The sequence below is a fragment of the Campylobacter concisus genome (assembly GCF_002092845.1).
GTDB lineage: Bacteria > Campylobacterota > Campylobacteria > Campylobacterales > Campylobacteraceae > Campylobacter_A > Campylobacter_A concisus_AQ.
Window position 1 is genome coordinate 41,086 of sequence record NZ_LVXF01000034.1, and the last position, 18,994, is coordinate 60,079.

Below are 18,994 nucleotides of genomic sequence, written 5' to 3' on the forward strand. Positions count from 1 at the left end.
TCATTTCAAGAACAAATATTATCAAGCATAATCTTAAAATATAATAAATTATATAAATAAAAAGCTTTAAATTTAGGGATTTACATATTTAAATATAAATATATATATTTCATAAATAAATTTATATATCAAAGCTTGTGGATTTAAAAAGAATTTATAAAAAATTGCTTAGTAAATATTAAGTTTAGCTTAAAGCCCATTTAGATAAAATCCTTAATCGTTCTTTTATCGTAAAAAAGACAATTTGATATAAGGAAAAACAATGAGCGATATCATCGCATACAAACTAAATGGCGAAATAGTCGATACTCAAAGTATCGCAGGGCGCGAGAGTAGTGCCGAGCCTATCTATTTTGACAACTCAAAAGAAGCACTACACGTTATTAGACACTCCTGTGCGCACCTAATGGCACAAGCTATCAAATCACTCTATCCAAAGGCAAAATTCTTTGTCGGACCAAACGTAGAAGATGGATTTTATTATGATTTTAGAGTTGATGATGAGGGCACGAAGCTAGGCGAGAGCGATCTAGCTGCAATCGAAGATAAGATGAAAGAGCTTGCTGAGAAGAAATTTGACATCGTAAAAACCTGCTCAACCAAAGCTAATATGAGCGATAAATTTAAAGATGACGACCTAAAACAAGAGGTCTTAAAAAGAATCCCAGATGGCGAAGTGAGCAGCTACTCACAAGGTGATTTTGAAGATCTTTGCCGTGGACCACACGTACCAAATACTAAATTTTTAAAATTTTTCAAACTTACACGCGTGGCTGGCGCATATCTTGGCGGCGATGAGAGCCGTGAGATGCTAACTAGAATTTACGGCACAGCCTATGCAGATAAAGAGAGCTTAAAAGAGCACATCCGAATCATCGAAGAGGCCAAAAAGCGTGACCACAGAAAGCTTGGCACCGAGATGAAACTATTTACTTTTGATGAAGAAGTGGGTGGCGGCTTGCCGATATGGTTACCAAATGGTGGACGGTTGCGATCGAAGTTAGAGCAAATTTTATACAAAGCTCACCGCGACCGCGGCTACGAGCCAGTGCGTGGGCCTGAGCTTTTAAAGGCCGACGTATGGAGAAGAAGCGGCCACTACGCAAACTATAAAGAAAATATGTACTTTACGACGATCGACGAGACAGAATATGGCATAAAGCCGATGAACTGCGTTGGTCACATCAAAGTTTATCAAAGTGATATCAGGTCTTACCGCGATCTACCGCTTAAATTTTTCGAATACGGCGTAGTGCATCGCCATGAAAAAAGCGGCGTTTTACATGGACTTTTTAGAGTTCGCGAATTTGCACAAGATGACTCGCATATCTTTTGTATGCCAAGCCAGATCAAAGAAAATATCCTAGAAATTTTAAAATTTGCCGGCAAAATAATGGAAAATTTCGGCTTCCACTACGAGATGGAGATTTCGACCAAGCCTGCAAAAGCGATCGGTGGCGATCAAATTTGGGATACAGCTACAAAAGCGCTAAAAGAAGCTCTTGATGAAAATGGCTTTAAATACGGCATCGATGAGGGTGGCGGCGCATTTTATGGACCAAAGATCGACATCAAGATCACTGACGCACTTAAGAGAAAATGGCAGTGTGGCACGATCCAAGTTGATTTTAACTTGCCAGAGCGCTTTGATCTAGGCTACATCGACGCAAATAATGAACGCCAGCGTCCTGTAATGCTACATAGAGCCTTACTTGGCAGTTTTGAGAGATTTATAGGAATTTTACTTGAGCACACTGCTGGCGAGCTACCATTTTTCATAGCTCCTACGCAAGTCGTCATTGTGCCGATTAGCGACGCGCATTTAGACTACGCAAAAGAAATTTCACGCGAGCTAAGAAAGATCAACGTCGATAGTGAGATCGCAAGTAAAAATGAGAGTTTAAATAAGAGAATAAGAACGGCAGAAAAACAAAGGGTGCCTATGATAGTCGTGCTAGGTGACAACGAAGTAGCAAACAAGAGCGTTGCGCTACGCGACAGACAGGCTAGGACGCAGAGCGATATGAGCTTGGCGGAATTTATAAATTTAACGAAGGAGAAACTTAGTGAGGTACATTTTTGAGTAAGGAAAATGAAGTATTGCTCAATGAGGACATAAGGGCGAGAGAGGTAAGATGTGTAGGGGATGATGGCACGGCATACGGTGTCATCTCAAGAGAAGAGGCTTTAGAGATCTCAAATAAGCTTGGGCTTGATCTAGTGCTTATAGCGCCAGACGCGAAGCCACCAGTTTGCAAGATAATGGACTACGGCAAATTCCGCTATCAGCAAGAGAAAAAGCAAAAAGAGGCCAAGAAAAAGCAAAAAACCATCGAGATAAAAGAGATAAAACTCTCTGTCAAGATCGCCCAAAACGATATAAACTACAAGGTTAAACACGCAAGCGAGTTTTTGCAAGATGGCAAACACGTTAAATTTCGTGTATTTTTAAAGGGTCGCGAGATGAGCACCCCAGAAGCTGGCGTAGCTATGCTTGAGAAGGTCTGGGAAATGATAAAAAATGAAGCTGATCGTGATAAAGAACCTATGATAGAAGGTCGTTATGTAAATATGCTTGTAACTCCAAAAAAGGGTTAAATTTTCACAAAGAGCAGGCTAGGGCTTGCTCTTTGTTACATTAAATTTTTTAATACAAAAACTTATAAATAACTATTTTCAAAAATCCTATCATTTTTATATGTGTTAAATTTACGCAAAGGCGTTTGCAGGGTTGATATACCTTATGGTTAAATTTGATAGGCAAAATTTGGATGTGGCTTAAATTTAGTAAATTTTGGTCTTTACTTGCTGGAATTTACCCGCTTTGTTATCGCTCATATGGATGTTGTGCTGAAAATAATCTAGGCAAATCGACTCTCTTGCGAGCTTACAAATTTTTAGTACTTGCGTGAGTATTTTTAAGCTAAATTTTGCCTAATATTTAGCTAAATTTGGTAATGGGATATCGCTTTAATAATACTTTTTATAAAAAGCTTTGACTACTCTTGGTTTTATGTGGCGACCAAATTTGACGAAAAATTTGCTTGTTCGTGGATTAAATGTAGCAAATTTTAATTTTTACTTACTAGAATTTATTCCATCCTTTTTCCGCCAACCATTACATGGGCACTTTGCTGAAATTCGACTAGGCAAGAGCTCGCCTGAAAGAGTAAATTTGATAACTTCTTTCGAGTTGTAAATTCATGGTGCCTGTGCGAGTGTTATAAGCTAAATTTCGCCTAGTAGCTGTATAAATTTGCTAAAAAATCGCTTGTTTGTAGTTTAAATTTATAAAAGAGAATTTAGGCTGGGTGAGCATAAATTTACTAAATTTTATAAGCCACTTCTTGGCAAAAATCAAATACCCTATAATCTGCTTGGATAAAATTTAGTGTTTGCTCATTCTCTGCCAGGACTTCTTCATTTTGTCTTGCTATATCTATGCCAGCTAACACTATAAAAATTTCTCGATCGCAACGCGCCTGCTACAAATTTCTTCATTTTTAAACAGCCACACATAAACATACCACTCGTGTAATCAAGCAAAAGCATCCATGGCAAAAACTTTCAAATTTGTTGCACAAACCTCGCCACTCCACCATTTGCCACCGTATCAGCTCTTTTGGTAAAATTTGCACTAAAAGATCTAAAAATAGTGATCTGCTCGCCAACTTAGTGTAAATACTTTAAATTTAGGCGAGCTTCAAATCCACATATATACAATGCTTCAATCCAGCATAAATTTTAATAGTTTGCTATTAAAATTTGCCATACAAAAGGCAAATTCCTTTTTACCTAAAAGCCCAAAGTAACTTCATATTGAAATTTAACTTGGACGTAATTTTATAAAGCTAAGAGATAAAATTAGCCTACACATATCCTTGATCTATCATCGCATCAGCCACTTTTCTAAAGCCCGCGATATTTGAGCCAAGTACCAAATTTCCCTCGTCGCCAAACTCCTTGCTAGTCTCGTAGCTAAGCTCGAAGATGTGATTCATGATGCCGTGCAGTCTGTGATCGACCTTTTCAAAGCTCCACGCGGTCATGCCAGCGTTTTGCATCATCTCAAGGCCGCTTGTGCCCACGCCGCCCGCGTTTGCCGCCTTTGCCGGAGCGAAGTAAAAATCCTTTTGCGCTAGCATAAAATTTATCGCATCAAGCGTGCTTGGCATATTTGCGCCCTCAGCCACGAAGCGACAGCCGTTGGCGTAAAGCACTTTTATGTCGGCTAGATGCAGCTCGTTTTGCGTCGCGCACGGAAACGCTCCGTCGCACGGCACATCCCACACGCCGTTTCTGCCCTCTTTGTACTCGCTTACGCTTACGTATTTTGCGTTCGGTCTAAATTTAACGTATTCGCTAAGGCGCGCGCGTCTCACTTCTTTTAGCTCTTTAAGCACCGCTAGATCGATGCCCTCGGCGTCGTAAACGTATCCGTTTGAATCAGAAACCGTGATAGGCAGCGCGCCTACTTGATAGAGCTTTTCTGCCGTGTAGATGGCGACGTTTCCGCTACCGCTTATGCTGCATTTTTTGCCCTCTAGCCCCAGGCCCGCCTTTTGCAGCATGTTTTGCGTAAAATAGACCAGTCCGTATCCGGTCGCCTCCGTGCGCGCTAGGCTGCCGCCCCAGTTTAGCCCCTTGCCCGTTAGTATGCCGTCAAATCTGCCCGTGAGTTTTTTATACTGCCCAAACATATAGCCGATCTCGCGCGCGCCCACGCCGATATCGCCTGCCGGTACGTCCACGGTGTTGCCGATGTGGCGGTATAGCTCGCTCATAAATGCTTGGCAAAAGCGCATTATCTCGCCCTCGCTCTTGCCTTTTGGATCAAAGGTGCTGCCGCCTTTTGCGCCGCCGATATTTACGCCCGTGAGCGAGTTTTTAAAAATTTGCTCAAATCCTAGAAATTTTAGCACGCCAAGATCCACGCTAGGATGCAGTCTGATGCCGCCTTTATAGGGGCCCACGGCTGAGTTAAACTGCACGCGGTAGCCGTTATTTACCTGCGGTCTGCCGTCGTCGCCCGTGTACGTGACGCGAAAGATTACCGTGCGCTCAGGGATAACTATGCGCTCTAGGATCGCGTGTTTTTGGTACTTGCTCTCTCTTTTTATAAGCGGCTCGAGGCTGTTTAAAACCTCGGTCGCAGCCTGGACAAAGACACCTTGACCCGGATTGGTCTTTTTTATCCACTCCATCGTTTTTTCGATGTACTCGCTCATTTTGGCTCCTATTCGTCAAATTTTCGTAGTTGAATATTAACTCTCCTAGAAAAAATTTTTATTTAAATTTATTTTTATATTTTTATTTTAGGCAATGAGCGTTACATATCGAAACTAAATTTATAAAAAGTGGTTTTTGTTTCGATCGCTGGGATAAATTTATAAAAGAGATTTTAGGCTAAGAAGCCTAATTTTGCTAAATTTCATATGCCATCTCTTGCCAGAAAAGAAGAGCTCTACCATCTGCTTGGACAAATTTTAGGATTTGCTCGGTTGATAGCATAGCTTTATCATTTAGTCTTGCTATATCGATGCTAGCAAGTGCTATGAACAATTTCTCAAAGTCACTTGCGATGCATCTACCGCAAAGCTCCTCATCTCCAAAGAGCCATGCATAGACCGCGCCACTTGTGCAATCAAGCAAAAATATCCACGGATCACCCATGGCAAAGACTATCAAATTTAAAGGGCGAGCCTTGCCACTCCACCATTTGCCACCAAACTCATCTACGCTATTTAGCCGCACTAGCTCGCTCGCGTAATCGCCTCTGGAGCCAAATTTGACATTGCAAATTTCAAAATTTCCAAGGTCAAATTTGCTTATTAGCTCTAAAAATTTAGCTGGGAAATTTACGCCAAGAGCCTTTTCTGCGTTTTTAAGTGCTTGTGTGGTAGCTTTAATGTCATTTTGAAGCAAGAGTCTCATGCCAGTCATACCCTCTTGCTCTAGTCGCAAGAAAATTTGATCTAACTTTTGAGCGATTTCATCTAGCTTTAAAAACATATCAGTCCTTTAATCTGCTGGATTTTGGCAAATTTTATCAAATTTATTTCAGTACATTTTTAATTTTAACCCATTTGTCGCCAAATTTAGACCACAATCTTCATAAATTTAAGAAACTGGCAGAGATAACTAAGAAAACTAGCAATCACTAAATGTGAGATGTTATAAAGGATTAATGATGAGGTAAATTGGCTTGGTAAAGCCACGTAGCCCATAAAAGAGAATTGAAACTACGCTAAAGCATACGAGCTTGAGGACTTTTGCGTACGAATGAGCTCGCACTTATAGTGGGGTGTAAAGAAAATTTGGGCGGCGCAGCATTCAAAAGTGAAGCAAAAGATGAAAATTTAAATGAGAGTGTGTCGCCTAAAGAGCAGAGTGTAAGAATAGGCAAAACTATCTGGCGGCTAAAGCTTGGCATATATCTTTACGCGCCAGTTTGCCTGCGCGAGGGAGTGCTATACTTTGGCACCGCTGACAAGGGCGGAGATCTATACGCAGTGGAGGCGAAAAGTGGCGAGGTGATATTTAAATTTAAAACAAGTGGCACATAGCACTTTGCTTGAACTAATGGTTAAATTTTGCTCGCAAACCGCAAAATAAGCCAGTTTTGATAAATGCTAAAAATGGCTTGCTATTAAAAGAGATAGAGTTTGAAAATTTTGGTTTAGTCACAGATCGGATCATGCTAGTAAGCGGTGGCAAGCTCTATGCTATGGCAAATGACGGAGCTAAGACGTACGCAGTTTGCGCGAGGATTTAGCCTTGGCGAAATTTATCGCCAAAGCCGCAATGAGATAAATTCATCTCTTCTTTTTATATCTTTTTATCGCCTCTACGATGACCTCTTCTAGGTCGTCATTTGGCTCTTTATTCATATCGTCATAGGTGTTTTCAAGGATAGTTTTTAAGTTTTTCTCAACGTAGCTAGTATCGAAAAATCCTCGTCTAAACTCCTTACTTTTGCTGATCGTTAGCAAAAATGGGATGATCGTTCGCACGCCTTCGATGGTAAATTCTTCAAGTGCTCTTTCAAGCTTATTTACCGCTAGATCGTAGTCGGTCGCCTTTACGATCAACTTTGCGATTAGTGAGTCATAAAATGGCGGTATGGTGTAGTCTTTATAGACGTGGCTATCGACACGCACAGATGGGCCAAGGGCTGGGTAGTAGCCCTCGATCGTGCCTGGTGCTGGGATGAAATTCTCCCAGACATTTTCAGCCGTGATCCTTGCTTCTATCGCGTAGCCGCGCGGCTTGATGTCGCTTTGCTCGATCTCTAAAATTTCACCCGCAGCGATCCTTATCTGCCTAACGACTAAGTCGTGGCCGGTGATCTCTTCAGTGATGCCATGCTCCACTTGGATACGGGTATTCATCTCCATGAAGTAAAAGTTGTTGTAGTCATCTAGCAAAAACTCGATCGTTCCGACGTTTGAGTAGCCCACAGCCTTTGCAGCAGCCACTGCGGTCACACCCATTATCTTTCTTAAATTTTCGCTGATCGATGGGCAAGGTGCGATCTCAATGATCTTTTGGTGGCGCCTTTGGATAGAGCAGTCACGCTCGCAAAGGTGGATGATATTGCCGTAGTTGTCACCTAAAATTTGAAACTCGATGTGACGAGGATTTACGACAAGCTTCTCCATAAAGACTTCATCGTTGTTAAAGTAGGTCTTTGCTTCTCTGGTGCACGACTCAAAGGCATCTTGCATATCTTCTTCTTGCCAAACTTCTCTGATGCCACGTCCGCCTCCGCCTCCACTTGCTTTTAAGATGACTGGGTAGCCGATGCGTCTAGCGTGCTCTTTTATGGCATCCATGCTCTCGTCATTTAGCTTTTCTGTGCCTGGAACGATTGGTATGCCGTTTCTCTTCATTAGGTATCTTGCGATATTTTTATCACCCATTTTTCTGATCACTTCAGCCTTTGGACCGATAAATATAAGCCCAGCATCCTCAACCGCCTTTGCAAATTCGTAGTTTTCGCTTAAAAAGCCGTATCCTGGGTGTATCGCGTCAGCCCCGCACTCTTTAGCAAGCTTTACGATAGCTTTGGCGTCAAGATAGCCTTTGATCGGATCTTCGCCCACTTGATAGGCCTCATCAGCGATCCTCACATGTAAGCACTCGCTATCTGGTGCTGTGTAAATCCCTACGCTTTGAATGTGTAAATCCCTACAAGCTCTGACTATCCTAACTGCGATCTCACCACGATTTGCGATAAGAATTTTATGTATCATAGGCTATCCTTTTTGAGTTTTGCTTATCATATAACTATTCGTTTTATTTTTAGATAAATTTATTAAGTCTGGTTTTAAAATTTGAGTGCAAAGGCTAAATTTACACTCAAATTTGTCTATCTATTGATGATTTGTGGAAAAGGTGTGGCTAGGGCTTTTTTGCTAAAATCTTGCGACTCGATCGTAAAATTTGTAGCAAATCTTTGAATGCCCTCTTTTTTATAAGCACGCCTTTGGATGGTAAAAAGGACTAAATTTCCGCCTTGTTTGGTGTAGCGATATATCGAGTGCTCGGCTGTTGGAGTGCCATTTAGGTTTGAAAATATCGTGATATCAAGATAAATTTCATTTGCGAGTGAGCCCTTTTTATAAGCTACTTTTAGCCCTTTTGCTTTTAGCTCTTTTAGATCATTTATCTTTTGCTCGACCGCTTGCTCTGGTGTAGCGTCAAATTTAAGGGTATTTAGCGAGAGCATGTAGCTAAAACTATCTATCTTCTCGCCAGGGAGCAAGTACTCCTGTGTGAATAAATTTGGCACAGGCTTGGCTGAATATGCTAGTGAATATAGTCTGTTGTCAAATTTTATCTGCATCGGCTCAAAATACTGAGTAGCTGCGAGCAAGAGCGCTGGCAAAGTGATAAATGCTAAAAATTTCTTCATCAAATTCCTTTAAAATGGATTTACTATCATTACCCAGATGATGATGAGCATCGCGATAGTTGGCACTTCGTTGTAAGCTCTAAAGAAGATGCCGCTTTTGTTACAGCGTTTTTCTTTGAGCTGCTTCATGTAGCGTCCAAGGTCTAGGTGATAGATAGCCATTAAGATGACAACTAAAATTTTGACATGGATGTGACCAGTTTTTATAAGATCAGGCATCGCGATAAGTATCAATATACCAGTGACAAATGAGCCAATTAGTGCGACCCAGCCGATGTAGTGATACATTTTGTACTCCATCACTTCGACTACTTTTACAAAGTCAGGTTTATCCATGTTTTCTACGTGATAAACGTAGAGCCTTGGCTGATAAAACAGCACTGCCATCCACGAGATGAAAAACAAATAGTGGAGGTATTTTAAGTAAAGATAATATTCTGCCATAACGTCTCCTTATCTAAAAAGTATCTCTTTTCTAGCTTCAAATTCAGCCTTGCTGATCGCACCACTCTCAAAAAGCTCGTAAAGCCTTTTTAAGTCCTCTTCTTTATCTTTTAGTTTTAGTCTCTCTTTTAGCTCGACTTTTTGTAAATTTTTCTCGACATAAGCGCCAACTAAAAATGCATCGATGATCCACCAAATGCCCCAAATAGCTAAGAATAAATAACCAACGAGGATGATTTGTAAAGAGTAGCCGATAAAAAATAGTCCCATCATCAAAAAGCCAGTGATAAATTTACCAAGGTAAATTCTATGCGCTCCAAGCCAGCCAGTAAGTAGCCAAAGCGCGTATGCGACGTAGATATTATTTCCCACTCTCTCTCCTTTTTCTAAAACTTTGCCAAAATATCATCACAACGCAAAGATCGATCATCACATCAGCGAAGTTAAAGACTGCAAAGTTAAACCACTTGTGCCAAAAGACGTAATCCACGACGCCGCCATGGATAAATCTATCTGTGATATTTGAGCTGCCAGCTCCTAGCAAAGCTCCAAGCCAAATGGCATGCGAGCAAAGCAGTTTTTTTTCAATGACTAGATAGACAAAAACACCTAAAATGAGAGCTATCTGGATAAATTTAAGCCACTTATCTAAAAAGGCAAACATCGAAAATGCAACGCCCTTATTATATGTAAGAACTAGCGAGAAAAACTCGCCCTCCCACGAAAAACCATCTATAAATATCATCTTTATCGCTTGATCAACGATAAAGATGAGAAAAAACGCTATGAAAAATTTAATCAAATTTTTACGCATTTAGGGCTTTTACAAAAAATTTCTCAACTTCATCCATGCGTTTTTCAACTAAAGTTTGATTTTTACCTTCAAGCAAAAGTCTGATCAAATTTTCAGTGCCAGAGTATCTAAAGAGTGATCTTATGCCCTCTTTTGCGAGGCTAGCCTCAAGCTCTTTTAGCCCCTCTATCTTATCAAGTGGCTTTTTCTCTGTGATCTTTAAATTTAGCAAAATTTGTGGATACGGCTTTAACTCGCCAAAAATTTCACTAGCTTTTTTACCTTTTTTAAGCATCATAGCAACTACTTGCATCGATGTAACAAGGCCGTCTCCAGTCTTGGCGTAGTCGTTAAATATGACGTGGCCGCTTTGCTCGCCACCAAAATTTATGCCATTTTCTTTCATCATCTCAAGCACGTATTTATCGCCTACGTTTGAGCGAAGTAACTTGATCTTATGGGCTTTTAGATAGTCATCAAGTGCGGCATTACTCATCACCGTAGCCACGATGGCTCCACCTTTTAGCGCCTTTTGCTCGTGTAAAAATGCAGCTAGTGAGCCAAGTATCGCATCGCCATGCACAACTTCGCCGTTTTCATCGACGACTACAAGTCTATCAGCATCGCCGTCAAATGCAAAGCCGATGTCAGCACGAAGCCTTTTTACCTCGCTTGCTAGATCTTCTGGGTGAAGTGCGCCGCAGTTTTGGTTGATGTTGCTACCATTTGGCTCGTTGTTTATGACGATGACATCAGCTCCAAGCTCGCTAAATACAGTTGGTGCGACCTTGTAAGCAGCTCCATTTGCTACGTCTAAAACTACTCGTAAATTCTTTAAATTTAGCTCTTTTGGGAATGAATTTTTGATCTGCACGATATATCTGCCGATAACGTCGTCAATTCTCTTGTTTGCACCGATCTCTGTCATTGTCTTTTGGGCGTTTGCGATGAGCTCGTCATCGTAGAAGATTTTTTCTATCTCGGCTTCTATCGTCTCATCAAGTTTGTTGCCAAAGCTATCAAAAAATTTGATGCCGTTATCGTAGTATGGGTTGTGCGATGCGCTTATCATTATGCCAGCGTCACAGCGCATATTTTCTGTTAAAAATGCAATCGCAGGTGTTGGCATAGGGCCTATTTGAAGGACGTTGTAGCCAACTGCAGTTAGCCCTGCAACGATGGCGGTTTCTATCATATAGCCACTTTTTCTAGTATCTTTTCCAACCAAAATCACATTTGTCGCTGAAGTTTTTCTAAAATAAATTCCAGCTGCCATTGCAAGACGCATAGATGTTTGAGCTGAAAGCTTTTCGCCAGCCTTACCACGAACTCCATCCGTTCCAAATAGTTTCATAAATTTATCCTTTTTATTATAAAATTGTGCTATTTTATCAGAATTTACCTAATTTAAAATCTAAAATTTTACTTTCATTAAGGATGACTTAAATTAAGGTTAAATTTATTATATCTTTAATATAATCATCGACTAAAATTATTCAAAAAGGTATATTATGGCAAACCATAAATCTGCTGAAAAAAGAGCTAGACAAACTATAAAAAGAACAGAAAGAAATAGATTTTACCGCACAAGACTTAAAAATATCACAAAAGCAGTGCGTGTAGCTGTAGAAGCTAAAGATCTAAATGCTGCAAATGAAGCTTTAAAAGTTGCTAACAAAAGCATACACAGCTTCGTAAGTAGAGGCTTTTTGAAGAAACAAACTGCTGCTCGTCGCGTTAGTCGTCTTGCACAATTAGTAAATACTCTAAAAGCTGCTTAATCTATAAAATTTAATGTTTGCTGATAAACTTCATCCATTTTTGGATCGCTATAATGAAATTTCTGCGCTTCTAAGCGATCCAAATATAGCAAACGATATCGAAAAGATGACAAAGCTCTCAAAAGAGCAATCATCTATCGAGCCAGTCGCAACTGCCTCAACAAAATATCTAGAAATTTTAAAAGACATCGACGAAAATAAAGCCCTACTTGAGGACTCTGAGCTTGGCGAGCTTGCAAAAGATGAGCTTAAAAATTTAGAAATTTCAAGAGAGAAGCTTGAAGAAGAGATCAAAATTTTACTTCTTCCAAAAGATCCAAACGATGATAAAAATATATTTTTAGAAATTCGCGCAGGTACTGGTGGTGACGAGGCTGCACTATTTGTTGGAGATCTTTTCAATGCTTACATTAGATATGCTGAGCTTCGTGGATATAAATTTGAGATCGTTAGCCAAAGCGAAGGCAATACTGGCGGCTTTAAAGAGATCATAGTGCTTATAAAAGGTAAAGGTGCTTACTCAAGGCTAAAATTTGAAGGTGGTACACATAGAGTTCAGCGTGTGCCAGAGACTGAGAGTCAGGGCAGGGTGCACACTTCGGCTGTGACTGTAGCTATCATGCCAGAGGTTGAGGATAGTGAGATCGAGATCAATCCAAATGATATAAGAGTCGATGTGATGAGAAGCTCAGGCCATGGCGGTCAGTCAGTAAATACAACTGATAGTGCCGTTAGGATCACGCACATACCAACTGGACTTGTTGTCACAAACCAAGATGGCAAGAGTCAGCACAAAAATAAAGAAGCTGCGATGAAGGTGCTAAAAGCTAGACTTTATGAGATACAAGAGCAAGAGAGACTTGCAAAAGAAACTAGTGAGCGAAAGAGCCAAGTTGGCACTGGGGATCGTTCTGGTAGGATAAGGACATACAACTATCCGCAAAACCGCATAAGTGATCACCGTATAAATTTAACACTTTACCGCCTTGATGCGATTATGGCTGCGGGATTATTTGATGAGATCGTCGAGCCACTTATTACGCATTATCAAGCAGAAGCTATGCTAGAAGCTGGCATTTAAACTTTCAAATTTCTATTTCAAATTTTATAATTTATTTCTTTACCTAAAAATACTTTTAAATTTACAAAGCTTTAAAGTCAAATTTACAAGAATTTTATAAAAATAGATATTTAGAAGTAGTAGCTAGTAATATTTTTTCTCATTTTTTTCAAAATAATATAAATTAAATTTTTAGATTTTATTTCTCAAATAGCGATTTATAGGGCATCTAAAAGTATAAAGTTTTTATTTTTGATATTATAATTTTGTATAAATAGTTTTTAAGTTTTACTTAATAATTCTACCTTACAATTTCACCATAATTTAATTCAAAACAAGGAGACAAAATGTCAATAAGTGCAAGAAATCAACTAAATGTTGAGATCACAGAGGTAAGAACAGGTGCGGTAAATTCGCTAATATCTGGCAAACTAGCAGGTGGCGAGGTGCTAAAAGCAACTGTTACAGTTGATAGTGAAAAAGGTCTTGATCTTAAAGTTGGCAAAAAAGCTATCTTTTTATTCAAAGCTTCAAGCGTTATCGTTTCAAAAGACGACAGCATCAAGCTTAGTGCTACAAACCAAATCAAAGGTGTTGTTAGCGAGATAAAAGACGGAGCTGTAAATGCTGAAGTTATTATCGATGTAAATGGCAGTAAAATTTCAGCTATCATCACAAGAGAGTCAGTTAGCAGCCTAGCTTTAAAAGCAGGGGATAAAGTAACTGCGATCATTAAAGCAACTCAAATTATAGTTGGTGTTAAATAATTTACGGAGCAATTTTGCTCCGTTCCTTCTAAATTAAATTTTATTCTTAAGCTAAAATCTAAAATACTCTAAAAATTATCAGCCAAGTTATAAATTTAAAGAAGTTGTAGTAAATATTTTTAAAGCTATTTACTTAAAAATTTATAGCTAAAATTTATATTACTTTTTACTTTTGTAGCCTATCCATCATTTTATGCAGAGTGTAGCATGCCAAAAGTTCAGCACACAATAGGTGGTCTAAATATCAATACAAAAGTCCATGTCATAAGCTCTCAAACAGCTGTGCCTATACCAAATCTATATGTAGCTGGCAAGATCACTGGTGGCGTTCATGAGCTAGCCGTCTAGGATCAGTCGTGATAACTGATTGCTTGATATTTGGTATGATTGCTGTTAAGGCTATCGGCTAAAAAGAGGTAGCAGGTGGGTTTGCTTGCCACTATAAATTTTTAAATCTATAAACTCCATTTTTCACTCGCTCGAAAATTTTCTTCTCTTCAAGTAGCTTAAACGTATTTATCACGGTTGGTTTGCTCACATCTAGCTTTTCACAAATTTCTGAAATTTTTACTACAATAAAGCCATTTTCATCACAGCTTTTAACTAGCAAATTTATAATTTCTACCTTTTTCTCACCAATGATTGCCTTGTAAATTCCTTCATTCATGCTAGCCCCAAATTTTATATCCTATTGCCACGCACCAAAGCGCGCCACATAAGAAATTTGCGATCATCACAGCTGCACTTCCTGCATCTTTTGCCGCCTTTGCTAGGGCGTGATAGTCTGGGCTTGCAAGATCAGTTACTCGCTCTAAGCCAGAGTTTAGGCACTCGCAAACTAGCACAAATGCCATGCTAAAGATCAAAAATAGATTAAAAACAAGATCAAAATTCCAAAAAAATAACGATAGTGCTACTAATAAAAATATGCAAATTTCTATCCTAAAGCTCTTTTCATTTTTAAAAATTTCAGCCAAACCCTCTCTTGCGTAGCCAAAATTTTTAAAAAATTTATACTCTGGCTGGTTTCTCATAATTTTCCTTTTTGCGATTTTTGGCATAATTATAATTAAAAAAAGGATGAAATTTGAAACTTATTAGCTGGAATGTAAATGGCCTTAGAGCACTTGTAACAAAAGATGGCTTTGGTTGGCTTGATGAGATAAGGCCTGATTTCCTGGCACTTCAAGAGATCAAGGTCAAAGAAAGTGACGTGCCAAAAGAAATTTATAACCTTGGCTTTAAAGATATAAGTGTAAACTCAGGCGAGAGGGCTGGATACTCTGGCGTGATGAGCCTAGCAAATTTTGACATTTCAACACAAAAGGCAGTTTTTTTTGACGATACGGAGGGGCGTGTTTTGGAGCATAGATTTAGCGATATCGTGCTTTTTAATATCTATTTTCCAAACGGCCAAAAGGATGACGAGCGCCTAGCCTATAAAATGGATTTTTATGAGAAATTTCTAGCTTACTGCAAAGAGCTTATAAAAAGTGGCAAAGAGGTGATATTTTGTGGCGATGTAAATACCGCTCACCGTGAGATCGACCTTAAAAATCCAAAGGCAAATGCCAAAACTTCAGGCTTTTTGCCTATTGAGCGAGCGTGGATAGATGAGGTGCTAAAAAGTGGCTTTATAGATACCTTTAGAGCCATAAATGGCGACGTAGCGGACGCTTACTCGTGGTGGAGTTACCGCTTTAATGCAAGGGCGAAAAATGTTGGCTGGAGGATTGATTATTTCTTTATCTCGCAAGGATTAAAAGATAGGCTAAAAGACGCATTTATTTTGCCAGAGATCACAGGCAGCGATCACTGCCCAGTTGGGATAGATATAGAAATTTAGCTACTATTCCATTCTACGAGGCTTGCCCAGTAAGAAACCTTGTGCGTAAGGTATTCCAAAATTTTTGATTTGGTTTAAAATTTCTTCTGAGCTTGCGAACTCGGCTACTATTTTGTAGCCTTGTTTTTTTGCAAAGCTTACGATGGTTTCTACTAGAACTCTAGCATTTTCGTCAAATGGAAGCTTTTTGATTATTGAGCCATCTATCTTTATGGTGTCTATATCAAGCTCCAAAATTCGGTAATAGTTTGAGTATCCTGAGCCAAAGTCATCAATCGAAATTTTACATCCATAGCCTTTGACGCGTTTTATGAAAGAATTTACCGCAACATAGTCGCTAAGCTCTTCGCTCTCTAGCATTTCAAAACAAATTTTATTAGGATCTTTGCACTCTATTAGTTTATTTTCTATAAGCTCTCTCATACTAGCGTCGGCTATGTCTGTATTAGATAAATTTATTGAGAACATATAATCTGGATATCTTTTAGCTAGATCAAACGCAAGACTTATCACCTTTTTGGTTATTTGCGGATATAGTTGCGTCTTCATGGCAATATCTAAAAATTCGCCCGGATAGTGTATCTTGCCATTTTGATCGATTATACGAACCAAAACTTCATAATATTTTGCTTCAGTTTCATTTTCTTCTAAGTTAAAGATGCCTTGTGCTTCTACGATGACTCTATCATTTTCTAACGCATCTTCGATTAGCTGAACTGCTAGCTGGTTTTTGTGATATTTCATCTCAATGGCGTCATTTTCTAAATAGTAGTAAATATTGCTACCATTTTCTATTGCGAGCTGATTTGCAAGGACTGATTGCATTAGACGGTTAGTTTGTGGGGTATCGTTTGGCAATGAAACACCAAATACCATCTTTATGCCTGGTAAATTTTCAAATTTTTCATCAATAGCAACATTTATTCTATTTGAACCAAAATATTCTCTAATATACTCAATATCTCTTACGATATTATCGCCTTCATACCACATATAAAATGCGTCATCTTGAAATCTAAATAGCTTTGCTTTTATCTCAGAAGTATCTATACAAAGCTTTAGTGTATCAGCCACTGCTTTTAGCATTGCATCAATAATCTTAGTTTGATAAAAGAATCTTAAAATTTTAAAATTTTTAATGCTTAAGCAAATTAGCACTCCATCTTTTTGTGCGTCTAAAATTTCAGTTAAAGCAAAGTAGTTACCAAAGCCTGTTAGCTTATCGATCGAAGATTGTATTTTTATTTGTTCATTTTTTTGAGTCAGCTCGTTTAGTATTAGCGTCTCTTTAGTCCTATCAAGTTTTACCGCTATATAGCCCTCAAATTTATTTTTAAAGAAAAATGGTGAAAATTTTACCTTTTCATATAAAAAATTACCGTTTTTTGTTCTGCTTATAAGCTCATCGCTCTCCCAAGGTAGAGATTTTTGCAGAGCATCTTTTATGGATTCATAAAAGCTTTGTGGGTGCATATATGATTTTAGTATTCTAGGATTTTTGCCTATTACTTCTTTTAGCTTGTAGCCAGTTTTTTCTTCAAAGGTTTTATTTACATATGAAATTCTATTGTATTTGTCGCAATAGACAATAGAGCTATGATCATTTTCGATTGTAGAACTTAGAAGTTTGATCTGCCTTAAGCGCTCTGAGGCCATTTTAATTTGATATAGGCCAAATGCACAAAATATTATAAATGCAAGTAAGCAAATTGTTTGAGCTATTTTTGTGTTATCTACTGCGTCAGAGTGAAATTCTAGGATTTTATTTCTAAAATTTTCTAGCATATTATCAAGATGTAGCTCTTTTGCACTATTTGAGATTGTATGTAAAGTTTTTGTAGCTTGAGTTGCATAAAGTATCTTGTCTAATACGCTTTGAGCTTTTTGGTTATCTTTATACTCGTTTTTATACATTTTTATTTGCTTTGAAATTTCATCTATTGCTTCAGGACTAAGCATCAAAGCACCTTTTATCGCATAAAATATAGGCTCAAGCTTATTTGGAAGTGCGAGATTTTGTATTTCATATTGACTTATTTGGATATAAGAATCTATAGATGAGTTTACATAAGCTGATCTTTGTAAAAAAAATACTTTTTTAATAAATACATCTCTTATGTTTTGTAGGTCTTTTGTTATTTCATTTTGATGAAACAACATCATCTCATCACTAAGCATTGAAAGGTTGCTCAAATTTGTATCAAAAGAATTTATGTCAGCATTGAGTTTGTCGTAGTTCGAGACATCATAAATATTATTCAAAGAAAAAGTTATCTCATTGTCTATAAATTTTAGATTTAAAATTCCATCATCAAATTTATGAGCCGTATCAATGGCTATATTTGCTTTATATATAAAAAATGCACTAATGAAAAATATAGCTACTAAGAAGCTAAGTACGGTTCTTGTTCGTTTAGTACTCATTTAGTATCCTAGGCTTTTTACCATTTAATGTTAGAAAAAATGAGCATAAAGCATCAATTTCATCTTTGCTAAGAACGTATCCTAGCTGATAGTTGCCAATAAAGCTTATAGCCTCTTTTAGATCATTTATCTCTCCATGGGATAAATATGGGGCAGTTTTTGTAATATTTCTTAGTGATGGCACTCTTCTTAATCTTTTGTTTGTATCTAAGGCAGAAATTCTTTCTCGGCCAATATCTTGTGTCAAATTTCCTCCTAAATTTCTACCATTGTGACAAGCGGCACAGCCTATATTATTAAATATCTCAAATCCTTTCTTAGCGCTATCATCTATGGCATTGTTATCACCTGATATAAAACGATCAAATGGCGAATCAACACTTAAGACAGCCTTTTCAAACTCAGCTATTGCATCTGCAATATTATCAAAATTAATGCCGTCATTATAAATTTTTTTAAATAAAATTTTGTACTCAGAGATATTATTTACAGAATCCACTATTTTGTCGTTATCTGAGTTTAGTTCTATTCTAGAGGTTATGGACTCTTTTACTTGATCTTTTAAATTGCTAATCTTTGCATCGCTATAAAATAGATAGTTTGCTGCAGCATTTAATATGGTTGGGGGATTTAAAGTGCCTTTTTCCATGCTATCTTGGTTGCTCCCACTTAAATTCCAATATAAGTTGTGACAAGTTTGGCAAGAGTAGTTTTCGTTTGGGCTTAGTCTTTTGTCAAAAAAGAGTTTTTTACCAAGCAGAGCCTTTTCTTCATTATATTTTACTACCGTAAGAGGTTTGTAGGATTCATATTTGCAAAATGAAATCGTGATGATAAATAGACAAAGTATAACGCCCTTCATAACGCCCCTAATTTTTAATTTTCTTTTTTATATCGGCAAATTTTTGATTTTTTATATAGTACATTATTTTATTGTTTTTTTGAAATTTATGATACAATTC

Annotated in this window: 20 protein-coding genes and 1 pseudogene; 9 read left to right on the forward strand and 12 right to left on the reverse strand. The window is 38.1% G+C overall.

Features of this window, described 5'->3' with window-relative positions; genetic code table 11:
• Window positions 1-262 precede the first annotated feature (262 nt).
• Entirely contained in the window at window positions 263-2,083 is a 1,821-nt protein-coding gene (gene thrS, locus A3854_RS06360) for a threonine--tRNA ligase (RefSeq protein ID WP_084041786.1), read from the forward strand.
• Window positions 2,080-2,598, forward strand: coding sequence for a translation initiation factor IF-3 (gene infC / locus A3854_RS06365; protein WP_054195973.1), 519 nt, complete (start codon window positions 2,080-2,082; stop codon window positions 2,596-2,598). Before thrS ends, infC begins: the two co-directional genes overlap by 4 nt.
• A gap of 1,271 nt (window positions 2,599-3,869) precedes the next feature.
• Here the strand turns inward: infC and gdhA are convergent.
• Both gdhA and A3854_RS06375 read right to left on the reverse strand, forming a co-directional pair.
• On the reverse strand, window positions 3,870-5,228 hold the full coding sequence (gene gdhA, locus A3854_RS06370; protein WP_084041787.1) for an NADP-specific glutamate dehydrogenase: 1,359 nt from the start codon (window positions 5,226-5,228) through the stop codon (window positions 3,870-3,872).
• A gap of 196 nt (window positions 5,229-5,424) precedes the next feature.
• Entirely contained in the window at window positions 5,425-6,012 is a 588-nt protein-coding gene (locus A3854_RS06375; protein WP_084041788.1) for an SMI1/KNR4 family protein, read from the reverse strand.
• 260 nt (window positions 6,013-6,272) lie between these two features.
• Between A3854_RS06375 and A3854_RS09825 the strand changes: the two genes are divergently transcribed.
• Together A3854_RS09825 and A3854_RS09830 are read left to right on the forward strand one after the other, a co-directional pair.
• Entirely contained in the window at window positions 6,273-6,566 is a 294-nt protein-coding gene (locus tag A3854_RS09825) for a PQQ-binding-like beta-propeller repeat protein (protein ID WP_257639883.1), read from the forward strand.
• A 56-nt stretch (window positions 6,567-6,622) separates the two neighbouring features.
• Entirely contained in the window at window positions 6,623-6,775 is a 153-nt protein-coding gene (locus A3854_RS09830) for a hypothetical protein (RefSeq protein WP_257639884.1), read from the forward strand.
• A gap of 40 nt (window positions 6,776-6,815) precedes the next feature.
• Here A3854_RS09830 and A3854_RS06385 read toward each other — a convergent pair whose 3' ends face one another.
• From A3854_RS06385 to glmM, 6 genes are all read right to left on the reverse strand, one after another.
• Entirely contained in the window at window positions 6,816-8,255 is a 1,440-nt protein-coding gene (locus A3854_RS06385) for an acetyl-CoA carboxylase subunit A (RefSeq protein WP_054195976.1), read from the reverse strand.
• Window positions 8,256-8,371: 116 nt separating this feature from the next.
• Window positions 8,372-8,917 carry a hypothetical protein gene (locus tag A3854_RS06390; protein WP_084041789.1) on the reverse strand — a complete coding sequence of 182 codons (546 nt, stop codon included), beginning with the start codon at window positions 8,915-8,917 and terminating at the stop codon, window positions 8,372-8,374.
• Between the two features lie 9 nt (window positions 8,918-8,926).
• Window positions 8,927-9,361, reverse strand: a complete 435-nt coding sequence (locus A3854_RS06395) for a CopD family protein (RefSeq protein ID WP_004317437.1) — start codon at window positions 9,359-9,361, stop codon at window positions 8,927-8,929.
• Between the two features lie 9 nt (window positions 9,362-9,370).
• Window positions 9,371-9,733, reverse strand: coding sequence for an NINE protein (locus A3854_RS06400; protein ID WP_084041790.1), 363 nt, complete (start codon window positions 9,731-9,733; stop codon window positions 9,371-9,373).
• Window positions 9,723-10,175, reverse strand: a complete 453-nt coding sequence (gene lspA / locus A3854_RS06405) for a signal peptidase II (protein ID WP_084041791.1) — start codon at window positions 10,173-10,175, stop codon at window positions 9,723-9,725. The genes A3854_RS06400 and lspA overlap by 11 nt, the downstream gene beginning before the upstream one ends.
• Complete coding sequence (gene glmM, locus A3854_RS06410; RefSeq protein ID WP_004317384.1) at window positions 10,168-11,508, reverse strand: phosphoglucosamine mutase; 1,341 nt, start codon at window positions 11,506-11,508, stop codon at window positions 10,168-10,170. The genes lspA and glmM overlap by 8 nt, the downstream gene beginning before the upstream one ends.
• 157 nt (window positions 11,509-11,665) lie before the next feature.
• Here glmM and rpsT point away from each other — a divergent pair, with 157 nt between their 5' ends.
• The 4 genes and pseudogenes from rpsT to A3854_RS06430 form a co-directional block, all read left to right on the forward strand.
• Window positions 11,666-11,935, forward strand: coding sequence for a 30S ribosomal protein S20 (gene rpsT / locus A3854_RS06415; protein ID WP_004317319.1), 270 nt, complete (start codon window positions 11,666-11,668; stop codon window positions 11,933-11,935).
• A gap of 13 nt (window positions 11,936-11,948) precedes the next feature.
• Entirely contained in the window at window positions 11,949-13,016 is a 1,068-nt protein-coding gene (gene prfA, locus A3854_RS06420; protein WP_084041792.1) for a peptide chain release factor 1, read from the forward strand.
• Window positions 13,017-13,342: 326 nt separating this feature from the next.
• The gene (locus A3854_RS06425; RefSeq protein WP_084041793.1) at window positions 13,343-13,762 is read left to right on the forward strand and encodes a TOBE domain-containing protein; all 420 of its coding nucleotides are present in this window, start codon (window positions 13,343-13,345) and stop codon (window positions 13,760-13,762) included.
• A 174-nt stretch (window positions 13,763-13,936) separates the two neighbouring features.
• Window positions 13,937-14,172, forward strand: a pseudogene (locus A3854_RS06430) (FAD-binding protein); the annotation flags it as partial.
• Between the two features lie 29 nt (window positions 14,173-14,201).
• Here the strand turns inward: A3854_RS06430 and A3854_RS06435 are convergent.
• Both A3854_RS06435 and A3854_RS06440 read right to left on the reverse strand, forming a co-directional pair.
• Window positions 14,202-14,429: a replication/maintenance protein RepL gene (locus tag A3854_RS06435; protein WP_084041794.1), complete on the reverse strand. Its 228-nt coding sequence runs from the start codon at window positions 14,427-14,429 to the stop codon at window positions 14,202-14,204.
• 1 nt (window position 14,430) lies between these two features.
• The gene (locus A3854_RS06440; protein WP_084041795.1) at window positions 14,431-14,796 is read right to left on the reverse strand and encodes a diacylglycerol kinase; all 366 of its coding nucleotides are present in this window, start codon (window positions 14,794-14,796) and stop codon (window positions 14,431-14,433) included.
• 53 nt (window positions 14,797-14,849) lie between these two features.
• Here A3854_RS06440 and A3854_RS06445 point away from each other — a divergent pair, with 53 nt between their 5' ends.
• Window positions 14,850-15,608 (forward strand): exodeoxyribonuclease III, encoded by a 759-nt coding sequence (locus A3854_RS06445; protein WP_084041796.1) that lies wholly within the window; start codon window positions 14,850-14,852, stop codon window positions 15,606-15,608.
• A gap of 3 nt (window positions 15,609-15,611) precedes the next feature.
• On the opposite strand, the gene A3854_RS06450 is transcribed toward A3854_RS06445, so the two are convergent.
• Window positions 15,612-18,032: a bifunctional diguanylate cyclase/phosphodiesterase gene (locus A3854_RS06450; RefSeq protein ID WP_084041797.1), complete on the reverse strand. Its 2,421-nt coding sequence runs from the start codon at window positions 18,030-18,032 to the stop codon at window positions 15,612-15,614.
• Window positions 18,022-18,894, reverse strand: coding sequence for a cytochrome-c peroxidase (locus A3854_RS06455; protein WP_084041798.1), 873 nt, complete (start codon window positions 18,892-18,894; stop codon window positions 18,022-18,024). The genes A3854_RS06450 and A3854_RS06455 overlap by 11 nt, the downstream gene beginning before the upstream one ends.
• Window positions 18,895-18,994: the final 100 nt, after the last annotated feature.

Excerpts from the sequence above, each read along its gene's own strand:
- thrS (WP_084041786.1), top strand. The coding sequence starts at position 263 with ATGAGCGATATCATCGCATACAAACTAAATGGCGAAATAGTCGATACT.
- A3854_RS06435 (WP_084041794.1), bottom strand. The coding sequence starts at position 14,429 with ATGAATGAAGGAATTTACAAGGCAATCATTGGTGAGAAAAAGGTAGAA.
- A3854_RS06385 (WP_054195976.1), bottom strand. The coding sequence starts at position 8,255 with ATGATACATAAAATTCTTATCGCAAATCGTGGTGAGATCGCAGTTAGG.
- A3854_RS06450 (WP_084041797.1), bottom strand. The coding sequence starts at position 18,032 with ATGAGTACTAAACGAACAAGAACCGTACTTAGCTTCTTAGTAGCTATA.
- gdhA (WP_084041787.1), bottom strand. The coding sequence starts at position 5,228 with ATGAGCGAGTACATCGAAAAAACGATGGAGTGGATAAAAAAGACCAAT.
- A3854_RS06375 (WP_084041788.1), bottom strand. The coding sequence starts at position 6,012 with ATGTTTTTAAAGCTAGATGAAATCGCTCAAAAGTTAGATCAAATTTTC.
- lspA (WP_084041791.1), bottom strand. The coding sequence starts at position 10,175 with ATGCGTAAAAATTTGATTAAATTTTTCATAGCGTTTTTTCTCATCTTT.
- rpsT (WP_004317319.1), top strand. The coding sequence starts at position 11,666 with ATGGCAAACCATAAATCTGCTGAAAAAAGAGCTAGACAAACTATAAAA.
- A3854_RS06455 (WP_084041798.1), bottom strand. The coding sequence starts at position 18,894 with ATGAAGGGCGTTATACTTTGTCTATTTATCATCACGATTTCATTTTGC.
- prfA (WP_084041792.1), top strand. The coding sequence starts at position 11,949 with ATGTTTGCTGATAAACTTCATCCATTTTTGGATCGCTATAATGAAATT.
- glmM (WP_004317384.1), bottom strand. The coding sequence starts at position 11,508 with ATGAAACTATTTGGAACGGATGGAGTTCGTGGTAAGGCTGGCGAAAAG.
- A3854_RS06425 (WP_084041793.1), top strand. The coding sequence starts at position 13,343 with ATGTCAATAAGTGCAAGAAATCAACTAAATGTTGAGATCACAGAGGTA.
- A3854_RS06440 (WP_084041795.1), bottom strand. The coding sequence starts at position 14,796 with ATGAGAAACCAGCCAGAGTATAAATTTTTTAAAAATTTTGGCTACGCA.
- A3854_RS06390 (WP_084041789.1), bottom strand. The coding sequence starts at position 8,917 with ATGAAGAAATTTTTAGCATTTATCACTTTGCCAGCGCTCTTGCTCGCA.
- A3854_RS06395 (WP_004317437.1), bottom strand. The coding sequence starts at position 9,361 with ATGGCAGAATATTATCTTTACTTAAAATACCTCCACTATTTGTTTTTC.